This window comes from Citrobacter sp. CK198 (assembly GCF_030333295.1).
Lineage (GTDB): Bacteria > Pseudomonadota > Gammaproteobacteria > Enterobacterales > Enterobacteriaceae > Citrobacter_B > Citrobacter_B koseri.
This window is the reverse complement of the sequence record NZ_JAOWGE010000023.1, coordinates 232,097-252,834: the sequence shown is the minus strand read 5'-3', so window position 1 is coordinate 252,834 and position 20,738 is coordinate 232,097. Positions and strand designations below refer to the sequence as shown.

General features: G+C 45.0%; 22 protein-coding genes. 12 read left to right on the top strand and 10 right to left on the bottom strand.

The window, feature by feature from the left end; genetic code table 11:
- Positions 1 to 225: 225 nt before the first annotated feature.
- Positions 226 to 1,908, top strand: a complete 1,683-nt coding sequence (ligB, locus tag OGY62_RS03660) for an NAD-dependent DNA ligase LigB (RefSeq protein ID WP_286459116.1) — start codon at positions 226 to 228, stop codon at positions 1,906 to 1,908.
- On the opposite strand, the gene OGY62_RS03655 is transcribed toward ligB, so the two are convergent.
- The 3 genes from OGY62_RS03655 to OGY62_RS03645 all read right to left on the bottom strand — a co-directional run bounded on the left by OGY62_RS03655 (position 1,905) and on the right by OGY62_RS03645 (position 4,276).
- On the bottom strand, positions 1,905 to 2,522 hold the full coding sequence (locus OGY62_RS03655; protein ID WP_012135781.1) for a trimeric intracellular cation channel family protein: 618 nt from the start codon (positions 2,520 to 2,522) through the stop codon (positions 1,905 to 1,907). The genes ligB and OGY62_RS03655 overlap by 4 nt on opposite strands.
- Before the next feature lie 303 nt (positions 2,523 to 2,825).
- On the bottom strand, positions 2,826 to 3,893 hold the full coding sequence (locus OGY62_RS03650) for a hypothetical protein (RefSeq protein ID WP_286459114.1): 1,068 nt from the start codon (positions 3,891 to 3,893) through the stop codon (positions 2,826 to 2,828).
- A gap of 152 nt (positions 3,894 to 4,045) precedes the next feature.
- Positions 4,046 to 4,276: a helix-turn-helix transcriptional regulator gene (locus OGY62_RS03645; RefSeq protein WP_186412857.1), complete on the bottom strand. Its 231-nt coding sequence runs from the start codon at positions 4,274 to 4,276 to the stop codon at positions 4,046 to 4,048.
- Positions 4,277 to 4,507: 231 nt separating this feature from the next.
- On the opposite strand from OGY62_RS03645, the gene OGY62_RS03640 reads away from it, so the two are divergent.
- The 6 genes from OGY62_RS03640 (at position 4,508) to OGY62_RS03615 (ending at position 9,905) form a co-directional block, all read left to right on the top strand.
- Positions 4,508 to 5,092: a hypothetical protein gene (locus tag OGY62_RS03640; protein ID WP_186412858.1), complete on the top strand. Its 585-nt coding sequence runs from the start codon at positions 4,508 to 4,510 to the stop codon at positions 5,090 to 5,092.
- 709 nt (positions 5,093 to 5,801) lie between these two features.
- Entirely contained in the window at positions 5,802 to 6,386 is a 585-nt protein-coding gene (locus OGY62_RS03635) for a hypothetical protein (RefSeq protein WP_186412859.1), read from the top strand.
- A 28-nt stretch (positions 6,387 to 6,414) separates the two neighbouring features.
- Entirely contained in the window at positions 6,415 to 7,227 is an 813-nt protein-coding gene (locus OGY62_RS03630; protein WP_286459109.1) for a lysozyme inhibitor LprI family protein, read from the top strand.
- A gap of 71 nt (positions 7,228 to 7,298) precedes the next feature.
- Positions 7,299 to 7,658 (top strand): acyl-CoA dehydrogenase, encoded by a 360-nt coding sequence (locus OGY62_RS03625; RefSeq protein ID WP_286459108.1) that lies wholly within the window; start codon positions 7,299 to 7,301, stop codon positions 7,656 to 7,658.
- A 290-nt stretch (positions 7,659 to 7,948) separates the two neighbouring features.
- Entirely contained in the window at positions 7,949 to 9,028 is a 1,080-nt protein-coding gene (locus OGY62_RS03620; RefSeq protein WP_286459107.1) for a hypothetical protein, read from the top strand.
- Between the two features lie 316 nt (positions 9,029 to 9,344).
- Positions 9,345 to 9,905 (top strand): hypothetical protein, encoded by a 561-nt coding sequence (locus OGY62_RS03615; RefSeq protein ID WP_286459105.1) that lies wholly within the window; start codon positions 9,345 to 9,347, stop codon positions 9,903 to 9,905.
- A gap of 175 nt (positions 9,906 to 10,080) precedes the next feature.
- Here the strand turns inward: OGY62_RS03615 and OGY62_RS03610 are convergent, their stop codons facing one another.
- The 4 genes from OGY62_RS03610 to OGY62_RS03595 all read right to left on the bottom strand — a co-directional run bounded on the left by OGY62_RS03610 (position 10,081) and on the right by OGY62_RS03595 (position 15,183).
- Positions 10,081 to 11,658 carry an LA2681 family HEPN domain-containing protein gene (locus OGY62_RS03610; RefSeq protein ID WP_286459104.1) on the bottom strand — a complete coding sequence of 526 codons (1,578 nt, stop codon included), beginning with the start codon at positions 11,656 to 11,658 and terminating at the stop codon, positions 10,081 to 10,083.
- A gap of 180 nt (positions 11,659 to 11,838) precedes the next feature.
- The gene (locus OGY62_RS03605) at positions 11,839 to 12,630 is read right to left on the bottom strand and encodes a DUF4393 domain-containing protein (protein ID WP_286459103.1); all 792 of its coding nucleotides are present in this window, start codon (positions 12,628 to 12,630) and stop codon (positions 11,839 to 11,841) included.
- A 227-nt stretch (positions 12,631 to 12,857) separates the two neighbouring features.
- The gene (locus tag OGY62_RS03600; protein ID WP_186412866.1) at positions 12,858 to 14,126 is read right to left on the bottom strand and encodes a tyrosine-type recombinase/integrase; all 1,269 of its coding nucleotides are present in this window, start codon (positions 14,124 to 14,126) and stop codon (positions 12,858 to 12,860) included.
- A 193-nt stretch (positions 14,127 to 14,319) separates the two neighbouring features.
- Positions 14,320 to 15,183, bottom strand: coding sequence for a YicC/YloC family endoribonuclease (locus tag OGY62_RS03595; protein ID WP_012135780.1), 864 nt, complete (start codon positions 15,181 to 15,183; stop codon positions 14,320 to 14,322).
- A gap of 125 nt (positions 15,184 to 15,308) precedes the next feature.
- Here OGY62_RS03595 and rph point away from each other — a divergent pair, with 125 nt between their 5' ends.
- Together rph and pyrE are read left to right on the top strand one after the other, a co-directional pair.
- Entirely contained in the window at positions 15,309 to 16,025 is a 717-nt protein-coding gene (gene rph, locus OGY62_RS03590) for a ribonuclease PH (protein ID WP_012135779.1), read from the top strand.
- A 64-nt stretch (positions 16,026 to 16,089) separates the two neighbouring features.
- Positions 16,090 to 16,731, top strand: coding sequence for an orotate phosphoribosyltransferase (gene pyrE / locus OGY62_RS03585; RefSeq protein WP_024131063.1), 642 nt, complete (start codon positions 16,090 to 16,092; stop codon positions 16,729 to 16,731).
- Between the two features lie 75 nt (positions 16,732 to 16,806).
- Here pyrE and slmA read toward each other — a convergent pair whose 3' ends face one another.
- From slmA to coaBC, 3 genes are all read right to left on the bottom strand, one after another.
- Positions 16,807 to 17,403, bottom strand: a complete 597-nt coding sequence (gene slmA / locus OGY62_RS03580; protein WP_012135776.1) for a nucleoid occlusion factor SlmA — start codon at positions 17,401 to 17,403, stop codon at positions 16,807 to 16,809.
- A 109-nt stretch (positions 17,404 to 17,512) separates the two neighbouring features.
- The gene (dut, locus tag OGY62_RS03575; RefSeq protein ID WP_006687626.1) at positions 17,513 to 17,971 is read right to left on the bottom strand and encodes a dUTP diphosphatase; all 459 of its coding nucleotides are present in this window, start codon (positions 17,969 to 17,971) and stop codon (positions 17,513 to 17,515) included.
- The gene (gene coaBC, locus OGY62_RS03570; RefSeq protein ID WP_286459169.1) at positions 17,949 to 19,169 is read right to left on the bottom strand and encodes a bifunctional phosphopantothenoylcysteine decarboxylase/phosphopantothenate--cysteine ligase CoaBC; all 1,221 of its coding nucleotides are present in this window, start codon (positions 19,167 to 19,169) and stop codon (positions 17,949 to 17,951) included. The genes dut and coaBC overlap by 23 nt, the downstream gene beginning before the upstream one ends.
- A gap of 173 nt (positions 19,170 to 19,342) precedes the next feature.
- Between coaBC and radC the strand changes: the two genes are divergently transcribed.
- The 3 genes from radC (at position 19,343) to rpmG (ending at position 20,646) form a co-directional block, all read left to right on the top strand.
- Entirely contained in the window at positions 19,343 to 20,005 is a 663-nt protein-coding gene (gene radC, locus OGY62_RS03565) for a RadC family protein (RefSeq protein WP_275376105.1), read from the top strand.
- Positions 20,006 to 20,221: 216 nt separating this feature from the next.
- Complete coding sequence (gene rpmB / locus OGY62_RS03560) at positions 20,222 to 20,458, top strand: 50S ribosomal protein L28 (RefSeq protein WP_003024071.1); 237 nt, start codon at positions 20,222 to 20,224, stop codon at positions 20,456 to 20,458.
- Between the two features lie 20 nt (positions 20,459 to 20,478).
- Positions 20,479 to 20,646 (top strand): 50S ribosomal protein L33, encoded by a 168-nt coding sequence (gene rpmG / locus OGY62_RS03555; RefSeq protein ID WP_001051798.1) that lies wholly within the window; start codon positions 20,479 to 20,481, stop codon positions 20,644 to 20,646.
- Positions 20,647 to 20,738: the final 92 nt, after the last annotated feature.

Genomic DNA, 20,738 nt, shown 5'->3' with positions numbered 1-20,738 from the left:
AGCCTACATACGAGCTTATTATACACGTCGCCGCTATGTGACGTAGCCTTTGTCACACTTTTTGCGTCAGTTTATTGCGTTTTGCGTACCTGTTTCCTGATTTACCGTGTAGTTACTGCAATCAATGAAAATGTCTGGAAGCGTGTTCGCACGATCGCTTTTTGCCTCTCGGTTTTGATGACGCCCCGCGTTATACCTGGCCCGCAATCTACAGCGGAGGTACTGATGAGAAGAGGGAAAAGTATCGTGCTGAGTCTGTTGCTGTGGCATTTCCCGGTATGGGCGGCTTGCCCTGACTGGTTGCCAGCCAGAGCGAATGACGAAATCGCCCGGCTACAGCAGCAGCTCGCCCAGTGGAACGACAGTTACTGGCAGCAGGGGGTTAGTGCGGTAGAAGATGGTGTCTACGATCAGCTCAGCGCGCAATTGGTGCAGTGGCAACGCTGCTTTGGCGGTGATACCGGGGCAGAACTGGCGCCGCCAGTGAGCGGCTCATTGCCCCATCCTGTTCCGCATACGGGTGTGCGAAAGCTTGCGGACAAACAGGCGGTGCAGCAGTGGATGCGTAAGCACAGCGATTTGTGGGTGCAACCGAAAGTGGATGGAGTGGCGGTTACTCTCGTATACCGGGATGGGCGTCTGGTCAGCGCGATTAGCCGGGGGAACGGGCTTAAAGGCGAGGACTGGACGCAGAAGGTGCGTTTAATACCCGCAGTCCCGCAAAGCACAAAAGGCGCGCTTGCCAATAGCACGTTGCAGGGTGAGATTTTTTTGCTGCGCGACAACCATATTCAGCGACAAATGGGAGGAATGAATGCCCGCTCGAAGGTCGCCGGAATGATGATGCGCCAGAATAACTCCTCGTCGCTCCAGTCGCTGTCTGTTTTCATCTGGGCATGGCCTGATGGCCCGGCAACGATGCCTGAGCGCTTGCGTCAACTGTCCGGGGCAGGATTTGGCTTTGCACAACAATATTCTCAACCGGTGAAAAGCGCTGATGATGTTGAACGTGTGCGTACAGCATGGTGGACAACGGGATTACCGTTCGTTACTGATGGAGTCGTGGTAAGAACGGGTAAAGAACCTGAGGCCAGACACTGGATGCCCGGTCAGGGTGACTGGCTGGTTGCCTGGAAGTATCCTCCGGTCGCGAAAGTGGCTGAAGTCACCGGGGTTCAGTTCGCTGTCGGCAAGAGCGGGAAAATCTCGGTTGTGGCGTCGCTTGCGCCAGTGATGCTGGATGATAAACGGGTGAAGCGCGTAAATGTAGGGTCTGTCAGGCGCTGGGAGGAGTGGGACATTGCGCCAGGTGACCACATTCTTGTCAGCCTTGCCGGACAGGGGATTCCGCGTATTGATAAGGTTGTCTGGCGTAGCACTCAACGGGATAAGCCCGCACCGCCGGGGAATCGCTATCACGCATTAACCTGTTTTTATGCGACTGAGGTATGCCAGGAGCAGTTCATCGCCAGGCTGGTCTGGCTGGGGTCGAAGGAGGCGCTGGAGGTTGACGGGATGGGGGAGGCAGGATGGCGTGTGCTTCACCAGTCGCATCGTTTCGAGCATATTTTCTCCTGGCTCGCGTTAACGCAGGAACAACTACAGGCGACACCTGGGTTTAGTAAAGAAAAAAGCAAGCAGTTGTGGCATCAGTTTAACCTGGTGCGGCATCGGCCATTTATCCGCTGGGTGATGGCGATGGGCATACCGTTAACGCAGGCGGCGCTTAAGGCCAGCGGCGATCGTTCATGGGGGCAGTTACTGGCACGCACGGCAGAATACTGGCAACAGCTTCCGACGACAGGGGAGGGGCGCGCCAGGCGGGTCATCCAGTGGCGGGATAACCCGGAAATACGGGCGCTGGGCAACTGGCTGGCTGCCCGGCATATTAACGGCTTTAGCCCTTAGTGACCTTCGTGGCGATAGTAAAACACCGGCAGGCCAAGTTTGAGACGCAGCGCCAGCAAGCGAGCGGTAAAGCCAAAAACCAGCGTGGAGATAACCACGACGTCTTGGTTGGATACGTAGTGTTGTAGCGCGATGTACAACACGGCAGACGCAAAGGAAACACCAGCATACAGCTCTTTCTGGAAGACCAGCGGAATACGTTTGCAGAACATGTCACGCAATACGCCGCCAAATACGCCGGTAATGACAGCCGCCACAATGGCGATGACCGGGCTATGCCCCATATCCAGCGCAACCTGAGCGCCGATAATAGAAAAGACCACTAAGCCCAGCGCATCAAGTACAAGGAACAGTTTGCGTAGGTAAGGCATTACAGGGGCGACGATCGTCGTCAGAACCGCAGCAGAAGCGACAATAATCACGTACTCAGGGTGCTGTACCCAACCGAGCGGATAGTGACCGAGCAGAATATCGCGAACGGAACCGCCGCCAATTGCTGTCGCGGTGGCAATGATAATAACGCCAAATGTATCCATGCGGCGTCGACCCGCAGCGAGCGCCCCGGTCATGGCTTCGGCAGTAATGCCAATTAAGTAGAGAACGTGTAACAGCATGTCTTCCCCCTGGTTTACTGAGGGCAGAGACTAACGATTTGTGCGTAATATCACGATTGAGATTTTCTAAGGTGAAGCAATTTTGATAACTATAGTTTATGTGGATATTGCGATTTATCCGCTATTTATGCGTTATTCATTTTTAATGGATTAGAAAATGGATAAGAAAAAATAATCCGAAAGTGGCGAGAGCAGTACGGAGTGTAAAGGAAGCACGTAGCACCATCGCATCGCGACGGTGCTACGTGGGTGGATCTGAATGTTGAGTGGTGCTATATATTCTTTGATTTACAAGTGTTTTATCTAATCGTCTTTTCGATTAGCTACACCCTTAAGTACACCGTAAGCAGATGCTATGTTGTATATGCTGCTTAATTGCTCAACGCAGCGTGGCCACAGATTCCAGATCTCACGTTCATCGAAAAGCACTGTTTTATGTCTGGTAAGCATGGCAGTCAAGCGTGAACGCCCTGGCTGTTGCTTAAGAGCACTCTTCAAAGCTATGACGCTGGGCTCTTTGGGCAGGGCATGAAGGTATCCTTTGTTAAGCAGCTCCTTCCCTAAGTTCTTAGAGTAGACCTGGAGTCGTTTGAAGGGGTTTCTCATCTCCAGAAGTTGGGACAGCATCAAGGCATCCTTTTTCTTACTGGTTGGTTTAGCACCCGGCATGTATCGAGCTTCGATACGCAAGAAACGCTTATGTTCATCCAGGTTGATATTAATGTATTTGGCACGATTCTTCAGAATGAGTTTTCTGTCGCGGCGCGCATTAACTTTTTCATAGCAATGGATATGTAATATGGAGCGATGGCTACCTATTCTGACTCCTGGTAAACCATTTTCAGTATCGTAATACTTAGTTATTCCTGAACGCTTTAATCCCCATATATAATCATCTAGCTTGCAGTTATACACGTCAAGAGCTACGTCTACTCGCGTGATCCAAGCTCGAACGCGTAGCTGATAGAATGTCTCGCCTAATACACTATTCACCCATGATAGTAGATGATCTATTCTTTCTGTTGTCATATGCTGAGGATGAAAATCAAAACGTACTTCTCCAGTATTAGGATGTATCGGTACATAATCGATATGCAATAGAGCTGGAGTTTGTTTCTTCCTTCTGTAAATGTTTAATGATTTTCGATAAGGTTTTTTTTCTTTGTTTCTAATGTACTTCACCCGATACTTTTCATGTATTCCTTGCCTCATTTCTTCGAATCTATTATATACCTCCTCTTTTTCTTCTATGGTTGAAAAATAACTAACTATAGTTAACTTATCAATCCTTATCTTTAGAGCGTGTCCATGCTTATCTTTTCCGAGCTTTAAAGAACGACACAAATCTATATTTTTTCTATGTAGTAACATAACTATTCCTGTTCAGAATAGTGAGAGTTATTGGCTAATGTGAGATCATGATTAATATATGTATTCACTATCAGTTATTACTCTCACTATTCATATCTATGTGCATATAACGTGCTATTAGAGGGATGGGGATTTCTAATCCATAAGCGTCATCAAATTTTGTTTTCTGCTAACGACACTTTTTGACGATTGGCAATCCATTGCAGTATTTCCTCTTCTCGCCATGCAACAGCACGCGAGGATTCGTTTGTAGCAGCGATTCCACCTGTCAGGCGTACAGGCTCAGGGAAGTGGCCTGCTTTTACCTGGCGATAGACAGTTGCTCGTGAGATGGCACAGTATTCAAGGACTGTTTTCAGTTTGATTAGGCGTGAGGTATGCATGGTAAAGCCTGTTTGTTTAACGCATCCAATTGATGCGACATGGCTTTACAGATTTTAAGATCAATTAATTTTTTGCATTAATATCAGTTGATTACCATCTATTCATGATTGCAAATCTCTCTGAGCTAAGACTTTTTAATCTGAAGATCAGATTTTTCACTTGAATACCATTGGGTTGTTGTTAATCTGATGATCAGATATGGAAGTATGTTGAGTCAGACGGGAGGTATTGTGGTTAAGAAGGTAAAAAAGCGAGAGGAATCTGAGCTGATTCATCGCCGTGAAAAATACATTGAATATCAAAACAGACGTAAGGAAAAATTGGATAAGCTTGGGGAATATAAGCTTTCACTGAGACTGGAAAGATCGGACTACGATAAACTTGCAGATTTATGTGAGAATTTGGGTTATCGACGTCCAGTGTCAGGAAAATATAACCTCGTTGAGACATATTCTGAGGTTATGAAATATTTATTACGAATCTCCGAGAGCTTAATCAGCTATCAGCCAAAATCAGAAGAAGCAATTGGATTACTTCACTTACACCAATTTGTCACTCATTTAAAGCATGATAAAAATTCGGATGATGAAAATATCTTGCAAGAACTAAAAACCAGAGGTGTTAAAATCCCACTTTCATCCCTAAGAAATGAAGTGAAGGAGACAATCAGTGATGAACTTCAGCCTTTGGATAACAAAGTGACCAGTTATGATCACGAAAAGTTTATTGAATATCTTTTGAGTGAAAAATTAGTGGTTAAAAAAATCATGGAAATAGATAAAAAATTTACCATTAGCTCGAAAAAAAATGGCTGAAACAGCTATTGATTGTTATTTGCGCCTATTGTATTTATATCCGATAGGCGCATTTATTTATACACTAAGTAAATCTATATTCAGGAGAGCTTGCAAGATCGTATTTTAAATAAAACAAGATTGTATTATGTTAATAGCCTTAACTATATCTTAAGGTAAACAATAAAATATTTTATCAAGATGATGGATTATTACAAGGTTCACAGTGCAACTGGCTTATAGCTTTGGACGTACAAGTGAGCAGCATATTATCGAAAGTTTCTCACTGTGTGGAAGGTCTTCTATAGGCTTCATGTTTAAGCTTGCTTCGCGTTGATTGACTGCACTTACTGCCGGATGCTTTCTAAATCAAATGATCGATTTTACTTATCAAACACAGGCAATCGATCGATTATTCCTATAGATTATACCGATCGATTTGACTGCTATCGATCGGTTTTAACAATTTTACTGTGCCGCTACTTCCTGAAAAAATCGTTAACCCTACTCTTCATAGAACTTCTTTCTGCTACGCAGGCTAAGTTATAGATAGCCGAACAAAAGACGTCTTCATTAACATTTGAAGCAATCAGGAGCTGCGTTTGAGCCAATATCTGTTTCTTTCAATGATCTCGTTAGCCTCTATCTCAACGCTGGAGTCTGCCTCTGTTGCATGTTTACCTAGTATGTCTGTTGTGAAGCGTGACGTGATTTGTATACGGTATTAGTAATGAGAGCACAAAAAATACTGATTATTGAATCCCGTAGTGATTTGGATATTTATGAGGAAAGAAATGAAGGAAGCACACTAAAGCAAATTTTGGAGTTACAAGGAGTCTATGCAAAAAATTTTGAAGTAGTAAACAGGTCTATGTTTGCTAAAGCATTAAAAATAGCTCAACGAGAACACATAAAGTATGTGCACATCAGTGCTCATGGTACAGATAAGGGGATTATATTAACAGACGAGGGATTTATTACCTGGAAGGATTTCGATCAAATAGCATGGCCAATTTTGCGAGGGAAATGTATTTGCTTTTCAAGTTGTTCTGTTGGGAGTGGAGTTTCGGAGTTATTTGATCTTCATAAATCATTTTGCAATGCAATTGTTGCACCAACAAGAGATATTACATGGAGTGAAGGCCTTGTCGCATATTCAGCGTTCTACCATCGCGCTCAATTATCTGAAAAATCCTCTTACCAGGATGTTCGGGTAATGAATCACATTGTTGGTGCAAGTACATTTAGGCTTATTCAATCTCCATATGTATCTTCAACCTATACGATAGATGGATTAAGAAAGCTCAGCATATAACTTTTATTTAAAATAAAGGAAAATAATTATGACTACCTCATTCAAGAAAATGCTTCTACTTTTGCCATTCACAATCAGTTGTACAAGTTATGCTGCTTCATTTGATTGCACACAAGCAAACTCTGGTGCTGAGAAAATGGTCTGTGCTGATTATAAATTAAATAGGCTTGATGATTTTATGGCTCAAAATTATAAGATCGCTATGAACTCTGTAATGCCAGATAATGTCAAATCGAAGATTAAAAAAAGTCAGATTGAATGGCTTGAAAAGCGAGACTCATGCGGCAATACCCAATGCATTAAGGATATGTACTCGAAGCGTATAGATTATCTCTGGAATGAGTGCTTCGATTATGTTCGCGGAAAAATGGAATATGTTAAATATACCGAAGCAATGGATGTGATTAATAAAGAGGAGAATGCGAAAAACAATAAATCTACAGAAGATATTATTAAGGAGTTTTCTGTTAAGCATAGCGGTCAGGTCCATGATTTAGGATATACAGAATCACAGTTAAAATCTACTATATTTATCAATCTTGCTGGTTATGTGAAATATTCTACTTTAGAAAATTACTTGTCACTAATGTATGAATTACCTGGTTTTAAATCGTTAGATAAAATTGACTATAAAGATTACCTGGGATTTAGGATAAAAATATCAGGACAACCATACACTGGATTTGTGTTAAAAGAAGAAGGTGATGAGCTTTTTTTATCTGGACTTATATCAGGTGATGAAGTCATTGAACCTGTTACAGCAAGAGATGTAAGAGGCCTTTCCAGTGTATTTATGAGTTATGCCAGTTACGCTATCAATAGAGATAAATTCAACCCATAAAACCTTATAAATATAAAAAATAGAAATATAGATTATTAAATATTCACAAAAAGCAAAGGGAATTATTACTAATGAAGAAAGCAATTGTAACTTTTCTGCTGATCGCCAGCTTACCTGTGGCTCATGCTGACGAATATGTAAAGCGTAATGGTGCGTTATCCATATTTCAACACAATGAGGGCATAGAATTTAATATTAATGCATCTCATGGTAATTCTTCAGGTGTTTGTAATATGGACGGTGTTGCAAGAGATGTTGGCGTAGGTGCAGGACAGCGAAATCGCTGGGCATACAGCGACCCAACAAGCGCATGTGTGGCAGTGATTAGCGAATTGAACGATGGTTCTGTTAGTGTGATGACCCATAGTTGCGAAAACTATTGTGGTGTGTCTGCTATTGGTTCTATGGACGGGAAGTATCGGAAGGAATAGTTAGTCTGGCAAGCATCCAGAGCAATGGTGATGCTTGCCTGTATTGAGACATAAATAATAATGCTCTAAGTGGCGTAATTGGTAATCCCTTCAATATCTGCTACTCTAGAGTTACTACGTCAATATTCAAATAAGAGTATCTACAATGAACAAGCATTAGTACATCAATGAAGATTATTTCATCAGATGTTCAGCATAAAGCGGTATATTTTCCTCTTAAAAATCTGAGATTGAACTGTTAATTGCAGATGAGAAGGAAACAGGCCCCATGGTATCACCTGGAACGATACATGTTGGATCATTTAAAATTCAAAATCCGTAACCATTTAAGTTCTAAAATGAAAAAGAAAAGTAGAGATCCTGAAAAATTTGACACATTTGAATTATTTTCATCGCTTTCATTGAAGCATCATTATAGCGTTAATGATCCATTAGCATTAAATGATTTCATATCGAGAATTAAAAAATCCCTTGAAGGAACTGTTAAAAATAAGACGTTAGCTTACGGGAAAAGAACTGAGGCTCTTTTTGCTTACGTTGTTGGAGCATTAGGAGAAGTTGAATTTATTAAGCAAGAGGATTCCGGGGAACTGTTTTTTTCTGGGGAAGAAATACAGGCCCCTGATTATAGATTGATACTGAAGAACCAGGAAAAGATTCTTGTGGAGGTAAAGAATTGTCATAATAAATCCCCAGATCAGAAATTTAAGCTGAAGAAGGATTATCTTGCAAAACTTAAAAGATATGCTGACATTAATGGACTTCCGCTCAGAATTGCCATCTATTTTTCAGAATGGAAAATGTGGTGTCTTGTCCCTTTGCAGGTTTTCAAAGAAAAAGATGATAGCTATCTTATTGATTATAAAACAGCTGGGATCCATTCTCAAATGAATATGCTAGGTGATGCATTCATTTTTATGCACAAGAATAATATTGAATTGCATTTATATTCGGAGGATCTAAGGACTGTTATAGCTATCGGTAAGTTAGAAGGTAAAATAACTTGGGATATAGAGAGGTTTCGGATATTTTCAAATGGAGTTGAAATTACAAATGAAAAAGAGAAAATTGTTTCTTATTATTTGCTGACTCATGGGAAATGGAAGAGTACGTTAATGGAGGGAATGGTTGAGAATGATGTTACATCTGGTTTAAAAATAACTTATCTAAGTAATTTTGGAGAGGTTAATAACTGTGGTCCATATAGTAGGATAATATCATCTGTTTTTAATCAATTCACAACTGATAAAGCGGGAGATATATCTAATCTCGGCTTGGATATTGACCCTGTATTATTTAGTATTTTTGCTCCCAAAGACTATGAAAGTGAAATACTTCCAATTACAAGATTACATATCTCTCTTGAATAGCGATAGGTGTTGCCATTGACTTACTCCCCTAAATCTACATAGTACAATATTAGCGATGCCCGCTTCTACCACAGGACGGACGAACAATAGACCTGAAGGTCCGCTGTGAGCGAAGAGCGGACATTGCTAACAGCGTTCTGTTTGACAATGGGGAGAGCAGGTCAGCGCCTACAGCTACGCAGCCTCCCCTGATACCACATATAGTGGATGCTGGAGTCGGACGCGCCAACACCAGTGCAGAACGAGCCGATTTCACTGCTGCGCTTTAATGATGCCAACAATTGCGCTAAATTTAACGTTTTATGGGGGGACACATATGGACCAAGAAAGTTTGAAGAGACTCACTGAAAAATATCAATCAAAATATGAAAAACATCTAACTCCTGAACTCGATATGACGTCATTAGTATTAAAGGCCCACCTTTTCTTGGAAGAGATTTTGTCCGAAATTGTCTTGCTTCACTGTAAGGTTCCTAAAGCTTTAGAGGGTATTCAGTTCTCATTTCATCACAAATTGAAATTAGCTGAAGCGCTTTACGGAGTTCATATGTATAAGATAGAGTTCCCCAGGGGTATCTGGCCCGTACTTGATGCGCTAAACAAACTCAGAAATGAGTTGGCACATAGAATAGATAGTCCAAAGCTTGAAGATAAGATTGTGAATTTCTTAAGAGCTTCAGAAGAAAACATGATGAAAGAAAAACCATCACGGCATTTTAATGAAATATTATGCGACCCTAAGCTTTTAACGGAAAAAATGCTCAATGTATTATTGTACGTGCTTGGATGGCTTGGTTATATGCATGGTATAATATACTTAAATCCGCCCGAAAAATTTTTATCACCTCTATTTTCAGGAGTTAATAATAAAAGTTAGTTTTTGCTACAGTCCGCTTTTAGTACAAAGCAAAAAAGCTAATTGGGCTGAATCTCCGCTATGTGTGAGGAACGGAAGCGGTTGCTCTGTAGTAGCCCAAGTTTAAACAGTAGACTTCATCGGTAAGGCATGAGTATAAATAGATGCCGGCCTTTGTATTGCCCGATAAAATATACTATAAGACTTTTCTCTCTATGGTGTTTGTAATGACCAATACGTCATCAGGAATATTTCTCTTCCCCTCCATACGCATTGTGAATACAAAAAGAATAATCGCTGATTTCACAATTTTCATAAGTTGTAACAGATGCTTCTCAAATGTTTCTTTTTCAATAAATTTCACTTCATCAAAAAAACCATAAGAATTATATAAATCTGTTAACATACCTTTCTCGTAGATAACTAATAACTTATGCTCTAAATCATTCCTCCAATCTCTATAAAAAGCAAGCTCACCATTTTTATCATTCAAATCCATTGCAATACTAAACAGACCTAACAGCCCTTTATTATTTATTTTGTTTATTTTATCCTTTCTTCTTTCATCACGAACCTGCCAGAAGTTATGAAAGTATATATTCCCTCTATCTGGTTTTAAATCATACAACTTACATAGAGCAACTGCTATTTTATCTAAGACGCCAAAACACGATCTAAATGCTATCCTTAACTTCTCAACATTTTCATATAATATCTCACCGTTATACAACTCAGAAAAACACATCTCAGAATCCTCATAAAAGAACTCACTACCAACCTTATATTCGAAGAACATTTTTCTTGCTAAAGAGTACTCAGCTTTAAGCCTGTTTAACACCATCTCCATTGGCACAATAAAATCCCCAAAGACGCCTTTCTCGGTGGTCGCAATAGTTATATTATCTTTAGATGATGCATAACAATTGCAATATAGAGAATGATCAGACAACATTATATTATTATCTATACAAAACCTCTGATAGTGAGATAAAGCATCATACTCCTCCTGCGTGAGCCTTTCATCTGTAATTATATCCTCAACGGTATCTATACATGACTCACTCAACATATCTTTGTTGTACTTTATTTTTCTTTGATAAGTAGCAATCCATGAAGGAATACATTTCCCTGATTTTATTGCACATTCATAACCTCGAATAACTTCCCTAATCATTGTATATGTATATGTGGTAGATAACTCATTAAGCAACTCTAATGCTTCAGATCTGTTGACCCATGCTTGGGGAATTGAGTCATCAATAGATATGGCTTGTTCATAATAATCCATTGATTCAGATATACGATATTGTCTTTTTAATGCATTAGCTAGGTTTACCATTAACTCTGGATGAGCCCCCCCATCTTCTAAGGAGTATTTATACGATTTCCAGTAATTATTTTTTACTTCATTCAGTTTAATGAAACTATCAATATCTGCATCGCCATGAGGATTAAAATCAAGGACTGCGCCCATGCCATTTGCCACGTTATAGTAATATGATGATTTTGTCATTATGGTCAAAATATCATCTTTGTTATTTATAAATAGACTCAAACCTTCTTCTGCTATGCTTTTTATGTTACTAAAGCTTCCAATATCAATAAGATTCCCAGCCAAATTAGATAAAATAATTATTCTATTTGCATTGATAGTATTTATATCATCTATGACTTTCAGTAGTTCCTTTACATTTTTATGGGCAGAATCAAATTTTCCTGTATTTATAAGATCATTTATATATCCCATTTTTGAAACTACATAGTTGATATCCATTCAATCCTCCAAAAACTAAGCCAACGATGGCTCTCATGACCTGCTCCCTTCAAATTAATGCAGATCGAACTTAGAAACTTCCGCCTCCGGCACTAAACGAGCAGCCTGAAGCACCCGCGGTCTGCTATGAGTGACTTGTGATCGTTAAGGACTCAATAACCGACACAATTTATTGACTTGTTAAATGCTATGTCTGCCGACACACGAATTGACAAAGCCTCGACCAAAACCTGTAAAACTATATTGCCCGCTTTTATAAGAAACTCTATCTAGATGCGAATTCACTCTGCATATTTCTTTTACTTTATCTGATGAGAAAATTCTTTCATGCTCTTCCTTTGGGAAAGATGTTCCTGATGTTGTAGCTAGCAGGCCCAACCGTTTTAAGTTGACGAAATACATAAATGAGTTTTCGGGGGTAACACAACCAGCATCTTCACAAATTAGGTTTACTTCTGGTGTAGTTGATGTGGTTCTTATATTACTATCCTCCGAATCTTGTTGAATTATATCAATCGTTGGTGCATGACCTTTTCTATGGTTTTCTTTATTAAACATAAACCGAAGTATTCTAGCTTCATCCGGCAGGAGCTGCTTGATAATTTCGATGTACGCCGGATGAACACTTTCCGAAGTTTTCTTGTCTAGGCTTGCTGATATTAGATTTGAAAAAAGGCGCTGTATTTCATCTTCATTTATTGCAAATCTGGCCTCATTCAGAGCCTGGAGAGCAACCCTTGGTCGATCGAATGAAATTTGCTTAGGGGGCAATAATGCCAGATTTTCAGCAGTCATCCGCAAGACGTTTGTTACCGCACATACACTGTCTTCCATTAGGAAAACTCCAGAATTTACCATTCTGGCAATAGAGACTAATCCCTTTGATAGCTCTTTAGCAAAAGGGCTCAGTGCATCTTCATAAACCGGAACAGCGAGCTTTTCGGCTACCGCTTTCACGCTCTCATCTATCATATTGTCTCCATTGCACAATGCCTGATTTCACCTGAATTTGATACGCTACCTGTTTTTGCTGCAACTAAAATTGTCCGCAGGTCAAATGCCCAGCGCAACGATTAGTTGAGCACCGCACACTATAACCCCAAGAATTTGAAAACGTCTTGATCAAACGGATATCCTGCTGCAATCGACTCATTCATCTCTTCTATTGGCACATAGCCTCGAATATGTGCCAACAAACTTCACGCTATGCTCTTTCTCAACGGCATCACGTTATAGCCCTCGCCTCTTTCTAATTCTAAGGAAACGAGCAAGTCAGCCCAAAGCTCAAGCGCTTGCTTCCTCTCATCGAAGTACTGATAACGGTTATATATCCCCTCTACACCCTTGATTCTGTGATTCAGGCAGCGCTCTGCAACTACCGGATCAATACCTAATGCCGCCAGATGCGATCGCGCGGTACGTCGAAAATCATGAATAGTAAAATTAGGCACGTCGGGGAGGTTACCCTTCACCTTGCTCAATGCTACAGGCAGCGTGCTTTCCTGAATGTGGGGGATCATGCGGTGCTGCATCTTTCTGGCTGGAAGCACCCACTGGCTATTGCAGGACATCTGGTGCAGTTCTTTCAGCCATTCAAGAGCTACTGCCGGGATAGGTATATCAATCGCATCACCATTCTTAACTCGTTCAGCGGGCAAGTGCCAAACCGCTTCATCAAGATCGAATTCCTCCCATCGGGCACCGCAAAGCTCCATCTTGCGGCAGCAAAACACCAGCAGAAGCTTCATTGTCAGCTCGTTTTGACGTGAGAAGCCTTTTGTCATGGGCATAGCCTGGAAGAGCTTCATTAATTCTTCACGGCTGAGCCAGCGTTCTCTGCTTTGCTCCTGTCCGCCAGCATCTGAGATTTCAAAAGCACTAGTAGGATTGCTTTCAAGCATATGTCGCTTGATACCGAAATCAAAAATACGGCGAGTCCAGCGAAGAACGTCATTAGCAACTGTAGGCGCTCCACGTTGGACGATTTTTTGCAGCATATCGTCGATATGCCAGGCTTTAACCTCTTCGATTCTGAGATGCCCGATATTAGGGTTGATGTCTTTGTCTATGCGACGACGCAGAATGTCAGGGTGCTTCCACCGGTTGAGGATCTGACGCTCAAAGTATTCCGCAGCTAGTTCTGAAACACGGAGCGCATGTTTCTCTTCTTCCATTTTCTTCAACGCTTCAGCTTTGCGTTCTTGCTTCTCTCCTGCTACGTCATGTCCCAGAGCGACACGAGCTGAAAGCTCTTTAGCGATTTCCCGCGCTTTAGCGAGAGAAATGGCGGGGTAGTAGCCAATGAGCATCACTCTGGATTTTCCTGTGATTTTGTAACGAAATCGCCAGAACATCTCTTTATATTTCTCTGGAAAACAAAGATATAGCCCATTGCCATCAGAACGTCCTGCGAAGCGCTCGTTGTTTCTTTTCCATGTGCGGATTTGTATGTCGGTCAGATTTCCCATATGTCTCTCATCATCAGAGGGGGTGTACTTAAATGAGTGTACTTAAGGCTGAGTAAGTACACCGCTAAGTACACGTTAAACACGCGCTGTAGTGATACAATATGAGACTATATAAAACAAAAAAGGCCATGATTTACAATGGCCTTTTTATCCTGACGAGACTTAGTGAGACTACGCGAGATCGCGTGAAACTTTACTCGATATTCTGGATCTGCTCGCGCATTTGCTCGATCAATACTTTCAGCTCAATTGCAGAATTGGTGACATCAGCATTGATGGATTTGGAGGCCAGCGTGTTCGACTCGCGGTTGAACTCCTGCATCATAAAGTCCAGACGACGGCCAACCGCCTCTTTTTTCTTCAGGATGTTGTAGGTTTCTTTGACGTGCGCGTCCAGACGATCCAGCTCTTCCGCCACGTCAATGCGCTGTGCCATCAGCACCAGCTCTTGCTCCAGACGGTTATTTTCCAGTTGTACCTGTGCGTCTTCCAGTTTTGCTACCAGACGTTCGCGCTGCCATTGCAGGATTTCCGGCATATGGGCGCGGACTTTCACTACCTCAGCGCTGACGCCTTCCAGACGCTGCTCAATTAGCGCTTTCAAAGCCTGACCTTCGGTTTCCCGGGCGACAATGAAGTCATCCAGCGTCCCGTCCAGCGCGGCGAGGATCTCTGCGGCAATCGCGTCCAGATCCTGTTCCTGGGCGGCCATGACGCCCGGCCAACGCAGGATATCTACCGGGTTGATTTCCCCTTCATCGCTCTGCATTTTGACCCAGTTCGCAGAGGCAACGAGCTGCTTTGCCAGCTTCTCATTCAGAATGAGTTCGCCTTGCGCGCTGGCATCGGGTTCAAAGCGTAAAGTACATTCGATTTTTCCGCGCGTCAGGCGTGTACGAATGCGTTCGCGTACAACAGGTTCAAGGCTACGGAACTGTTCCGGCAGACGAAAATACGTTTCCAGATAACGCTGGTTTACCGAGCGCATTTCCCAGGTAGCGCTACCCCATTCACCCTTGATTTCACGCCGGGCGTAGGCGGTCATACTGCGGATCATAGACGTTCCTGTTTTTAAAGGAGAGATGGAAGGATTATAGCCATCCATGCCTTGTCAGGATAGGAATAACCGCCGGAAGTCCGTATAATGCGCAGCCACATTCGTTTCAAGCCGGAGATCTCAATATGCGTCCAGCAGGCCGTAGCGCTAATCAGGTGCGTCCCGTAACCCTGACCCGTAACTATACAAAACACGCTGAAGGCTCGGTGCTGGTCGAATTTGGAGATACCAAAGTGCTGTGCACGGCATCCATCGAAGAAGGCGTACCGCGCTTTTTGAAAGGGCAGGGCCAGGGGTGGATCACCGCAGAATATGGCATGTTGCCACGCGCTACGCATACCCGTAACGCGCGTGAAGCGGCGAAAGGCAAGCAGGGCGGCCGCACGATGGAAATCCAGCGTCTGATCGCCCGCGCGCTGCGTGCTGCTGTCGATCTTAAAACGCTTGGCGAGTTTACTATCACTCTGGATTGCGATGTGATCCAGGCGGACGGCGGTACGCGTACTGCATCTATCTCCGGGGCTTGTGTTGCGCTGGCCGATGCGCTGAACAAGCTGGTCGCGAACGGTAAGCTGAAAACCAACCCGATGAAAGGGATGGTGGCTGCGGTTTCCGTCGGCATCGTGAATGGTGAAGCGCTCTGCGATCTGGAGTACGTTGAAGACTCCGCAGCTGAAACCGATATGAACGTGGTAATGACCGAAGACGGTCGAATTATTGAAGTGCAGGGAACGGCAGAAGGCGAGCCGTTCAGTCACGAAGAACTCCTCACCTTGTTGGCGTTAGCCCGAGGGGGAATCGAATCCATTGTAGCGACGCAGAAAGCGGCGTTAGAAAATTGATTTTAAGGCGACCAGCGAGTCGCCTTTTTTTTGTCTGTAATAAAGTGAAATGAGGAGCGAATCCATGAAACCGTATCAGCGCCAGTTTATTGAGTTTGCGCTTAACAAGCAGGTACTAAAGTTTGGCGAATTTACGCTGAAATCCGGGCGCAAAAGCCCCTATTTCTTCAACGCCGGGCTGTTTAATACCGGGCGCGATCTGGCTCTGCTGGGACGTTTTTATGCCGAAGCGTTGGTGGATTCGGGTATCGATTTCGATCTGCTGTTTGGTCCGGCCTATAAAGGTATTCCGATTGCGACGACCACCGCTGTTGCACTGGCGGAACACCATGACAAAGACCTGCCGTACTGCTTTAACCGTAAGGAAGCCAAAGACCACGGTGAAGGCGGAAGTCTGGTCGGGAGCCCATTACAGGGACGCGTGATGCTGGTGGATGATGTGATCACTGCGGGTACTGCGATTCGTGAATCGATGGAGATTATTCAGGCGAATGGCGCAAGTCTGGCGGGGGTGCTGATTTCTTTGGATCGTCAGGAGCGTGGCCGTGGCGAGATTTCCGCAATTCAGGAAGTGGAACGCGATTACGGGTGTCAGGTGATCTCGATTATCACGCTGAAAGACCTGATTGCGTATCTGGAAGAGAAACCAGAGATGGCGGAGCATCTGGCGGCAGTGCGCGCGTATCGGGAAGCGTACGGGGTTTAAGTGAATTGCCCGGCGGCGTAGCGCTTACCGGGCCTGTAAGGCCGGATAAGGCATCGCCGCCATCCGGCTACGCTGTTACTGCAATTGCGCAGCAACCAACGGCCAGCGGGCGTCGAAATCGTCCGTTGGGCGGTATTTGAACTCGCTGCGTACAAAGCGGGACAACATCCCTTCACAAAACGCCAGCAACTGACTTGCCAGCAGGGTTTCATCCGTGGCGTACCCTTCGCCTTCGCGCATTCTTTTTTCCCGCAGAACCTGACGCAGCTGCGCTTCAATGCGCTCAAACAGCTGGTTAATTCGTCCTTGCAGGCGATCTTGTTCAAACATTAACGCATGACCGGTGAGGATACGCGTCAGGCCTGGGTTGCGTTCGCCGAAGCCCAGAATCAACAACACGATTAAACGCAGACGCGCGCTGGTGTCTTTCTCATCTTTTAAGATCAGATTGATACGGGTAATCAGACTGTCTTCGATAAACTCAATCAGACTATCGAACATGCGAGTCTTACTGGGAAAATGGCGATACAGCGCCGCTTCAGAAACGCCGACGGAGGCTGCCAGTTTCGCTGTTGTGATGCGTTGGCTTCCATCGCTGGATTCCAGCATCAGCGCCAGAGACTGAAGTATTTCTTCGCGACGATTCCTTTTCGCAGTTTGTTTTTCTGCCATGTTACAAAATACCCCTGAAAATAAGCACTTGCCAGGCGAGCATCCACACTATGACCGCAAACTCAGCGTTTGCGGCGATGTTATGTCGTTATCAGGATGCGTAAATGTCTTACTTGCGACCAGAATGGCCGAAGCCGCCTTCACCACGGTCGGTGGCTTCAAACTCTTCCACCAGATTAAATTCGGCCTGTACAACCGGTACGAAAACCATCTGAGCAATACGTTCGCCCGGCTCAATGGTAAAGCTGTCCTGGCCACGGTTCCAGATGGAAACCATTAACTGACCCTGATAGTCAGAGTCGATCAGGCCGACCAGATTGCCGAGCACAATACCATGCTTATGGCCCAGGCCGGAACGTGGCAGCATTACCGCCGCCAGAGACGGATCGGCAATATGAATCGCCAGACCGGTCGGCACCAGCGTTGTTGCGCCAGGCGCCAGTTCTACGGCGTCATCGAGACAGGCGCGCAGGTCAAGTCCGGCGGAGCCGGAGGTGGCATAAGTTGGAAGCGGAAATTGCTGCCCAACGCGCGGGTCCAGAATCTTAACGTCGATTTTTTTCATCATAACGGGTCACGATCTCGTCGAGTAATAATTGGCCCAGGAGCGCTTTCCGTTCGAGCGGTAAGGCTTTATCTCCATCCTGCCAGAAAAGGTGTAATGCGTTGCTGTCGCTATTAAATCCTTGAGTTGAAAGCGAAACATCGTTCGCGCAGATCAGATCAAGGTTTTTGCGGATACGTTTTTGCCGGGCGTATTCTTCCACATTATTTGTTTCCGCGGCAAACCCAACGACATAAGGACGCTTGTCTTTGAGTGCGGCGACCCCGGCGACAATATCAGGGTTCTTGACCATTTTTACTGTTAATTCATCGCCCTGCGTCGCTTGTTTTTTAATTTTTTCGCTGGCGACGGCGGCTGCACGGTAGTCAGCAACCGCAGCACAGCCGATGAAAATATGCTGCTTCTGAACCGCAGCCTGGACTGCCGCTTCCATTTCCAGCGCGGTCATCACATCAATGCGCTGAACAAAAGGTGGCGTGGGCAGCGCAACGGGGCCGGAAACCAGCGTAACGTTGGCGCCGCGTCGTGCGGCGGCGGCGGCAATGGCAAATCCCATCTTACCGGAGCTGTGGTTAGAGATATAACGCACCGGATCGAGCGGCTCGCGTGTCGGGCCCGCCGTAATCATGATGTTGAGATGTTGCAGATCGTTGACAGGGGAGAAATGCGCTGCCGCCATATCCACAATGGTCAACGGGTCGAGCATGCGTCCTGGCCCCACGTCTCCACACGCCTGGCTGCCGCTGTCCGGCCCCCAGATAAGCATTCCGCGTGACGCGAGTACATCCAGATTATGTTGCGTGGCGGCGGCGCGATACATTTGCTGGTTCATGGCCGGAAGTACGGCAATCGGGGCGGATGTCGCCAGACAAATCGTTGAAACCAGATCGTTGGCCATACCGGCAGCAACGCGAGCGATCAGATCTGCCGTGGCTGGCGCGAGGATAACTAAATCCGCCCATTTCCCCAGCTCAATATGGCCCATCGCGGCTTCTGCGGCAGGGTCAAGCAGACTGTCAGAAACGGGATAACCCGACACCGCCTGTAGGCTCAGGGGCGTGATAAAGGCTTTTGCCGCTTCGGTCATCGCCACGCGGACGTCGGCGCCGCGTTCGCGTAAACGACGCACCAGTTCAGGGGTTTTATAGGCAGCAATGCCGCCGCTCACGCCGAGAACGATTTTTTTGCCAGCCAGGCTCATCATGATCTTTCCTGTTGGATTGCACCAGAAGGCGGACATTTTATCACAATCCTGAATCCCGTCGTGCAGTTGCCCGTAATTCACTTTGCGAGGCGCTACGCAGGAGTGAAATACGGGCGTCGATTCACCCCAGGAGCTATGCCACCATGAGGCGTGCTTAAGGAGGTGAACGTATGGATGCGCCGGAACGTTTAATGCCCCGGGAAAAAATGTTGAAGTCAGGAATTGGTTCGCTGACGGATGTTGAACTGCTGGCGCTCTTTTTACGTACAGGAGTGCCAGGAAAAGATGTGATGGCTCTGGCGCATGAAACGCTGCAACGCAGTGGGTCGCTCTATGGGTTGCTGTCTGCGGATTTCGCGCAATTTCGCGGTACAGGTATCGGTATCGCTAAGTATGCGCAGCTTAAGGGGATTGCCGAACTGGCAAGGCGCTATTACAAGGTGCGCATGATGAAGGAAAACGCGTTGTTGAGCCCGGAAATGACGCGTGAGTTTCTGCAAAGCCAGTTGACGGGGGAAGAGCGGGAGATCTTCCTGGTGATCTTTCTGGATGCCCGGCACCGGGTGATTAAACACAGCCGTCTTTTTTCCGGCACGCTGAATCATGTCGAGGTGCATCCGCGCGAGATTATCCGCGAGGCGATAAAATTAAATGCTTCTGCGGTGATCCTTGCGCATAATCACCCCTCGGGGTGTGCAGAACCGAGCAAAGCGGATAAACTCATCACCGAACGTGTCGTAAAATGTTGTCAGTTCATGGATATACGAGTACTGGATCACCTTGTGATTGGGCGCGGAGAGTACGTTTCTTTTGCCGAACGTGGTTGGATTTAGAACACTTCGCGCGATCCATCGGGATCTTTGTCTGTTCGGGACTTGAGCACATCGCTTACACAGCGTATACTACGCCACCTTTGAGAATCTCGGGTTTGGCATTTGGGCCTGGCAATCGAGAGTTCACAATGAACTGCGATAACCAGGCTGAGAAGCCTGACGAGGCGCCAATACCCCATACGAAGCTCGAGCTAATTTGATTTTTGGAGAATAGACATGTCCCGAGTCTGCCAAGTTACTGGCAAGCGTCCGGTGACCGGTAACAACCGTTCCCACGCACTGAACGCGACTAAACGCCGTTTCCTGCCTAACCTGCACTCTCACCGTTTCTGGGTTGAGAGCGAGAAGCGTTTTGTCACCCTGCGTGTATCTGCTAAAGGTATGCGTGTAATTGATAAGAAAGGCATCGAAACAGTTCTGTCCGAACTGCGTGCCCGTGGCGAAAAGTACTAAGTACTTAGAGGAAATAAATCATGGCTAAAGGTATTCGTGAGAAAATCAAGCTGGTTTCTTCTGCTGGTACTGGTCACTTCTATACCACCACGAAGAACAAACGTACTAAGCCGGAAAAACTGGAACTGAAAAAGTTCGATCCAGTTGTCCGTCAGCACGTTATCTACAAAGAAGCGAAAATCAAATAATTCTCGCTTTGATGTAGTGAAAAACCTCGCTTCGGCGGGGTTTTTTGTTTTCTGGCCGTCCCCATATTAATGAGACCTGAAACAGAGCCGGA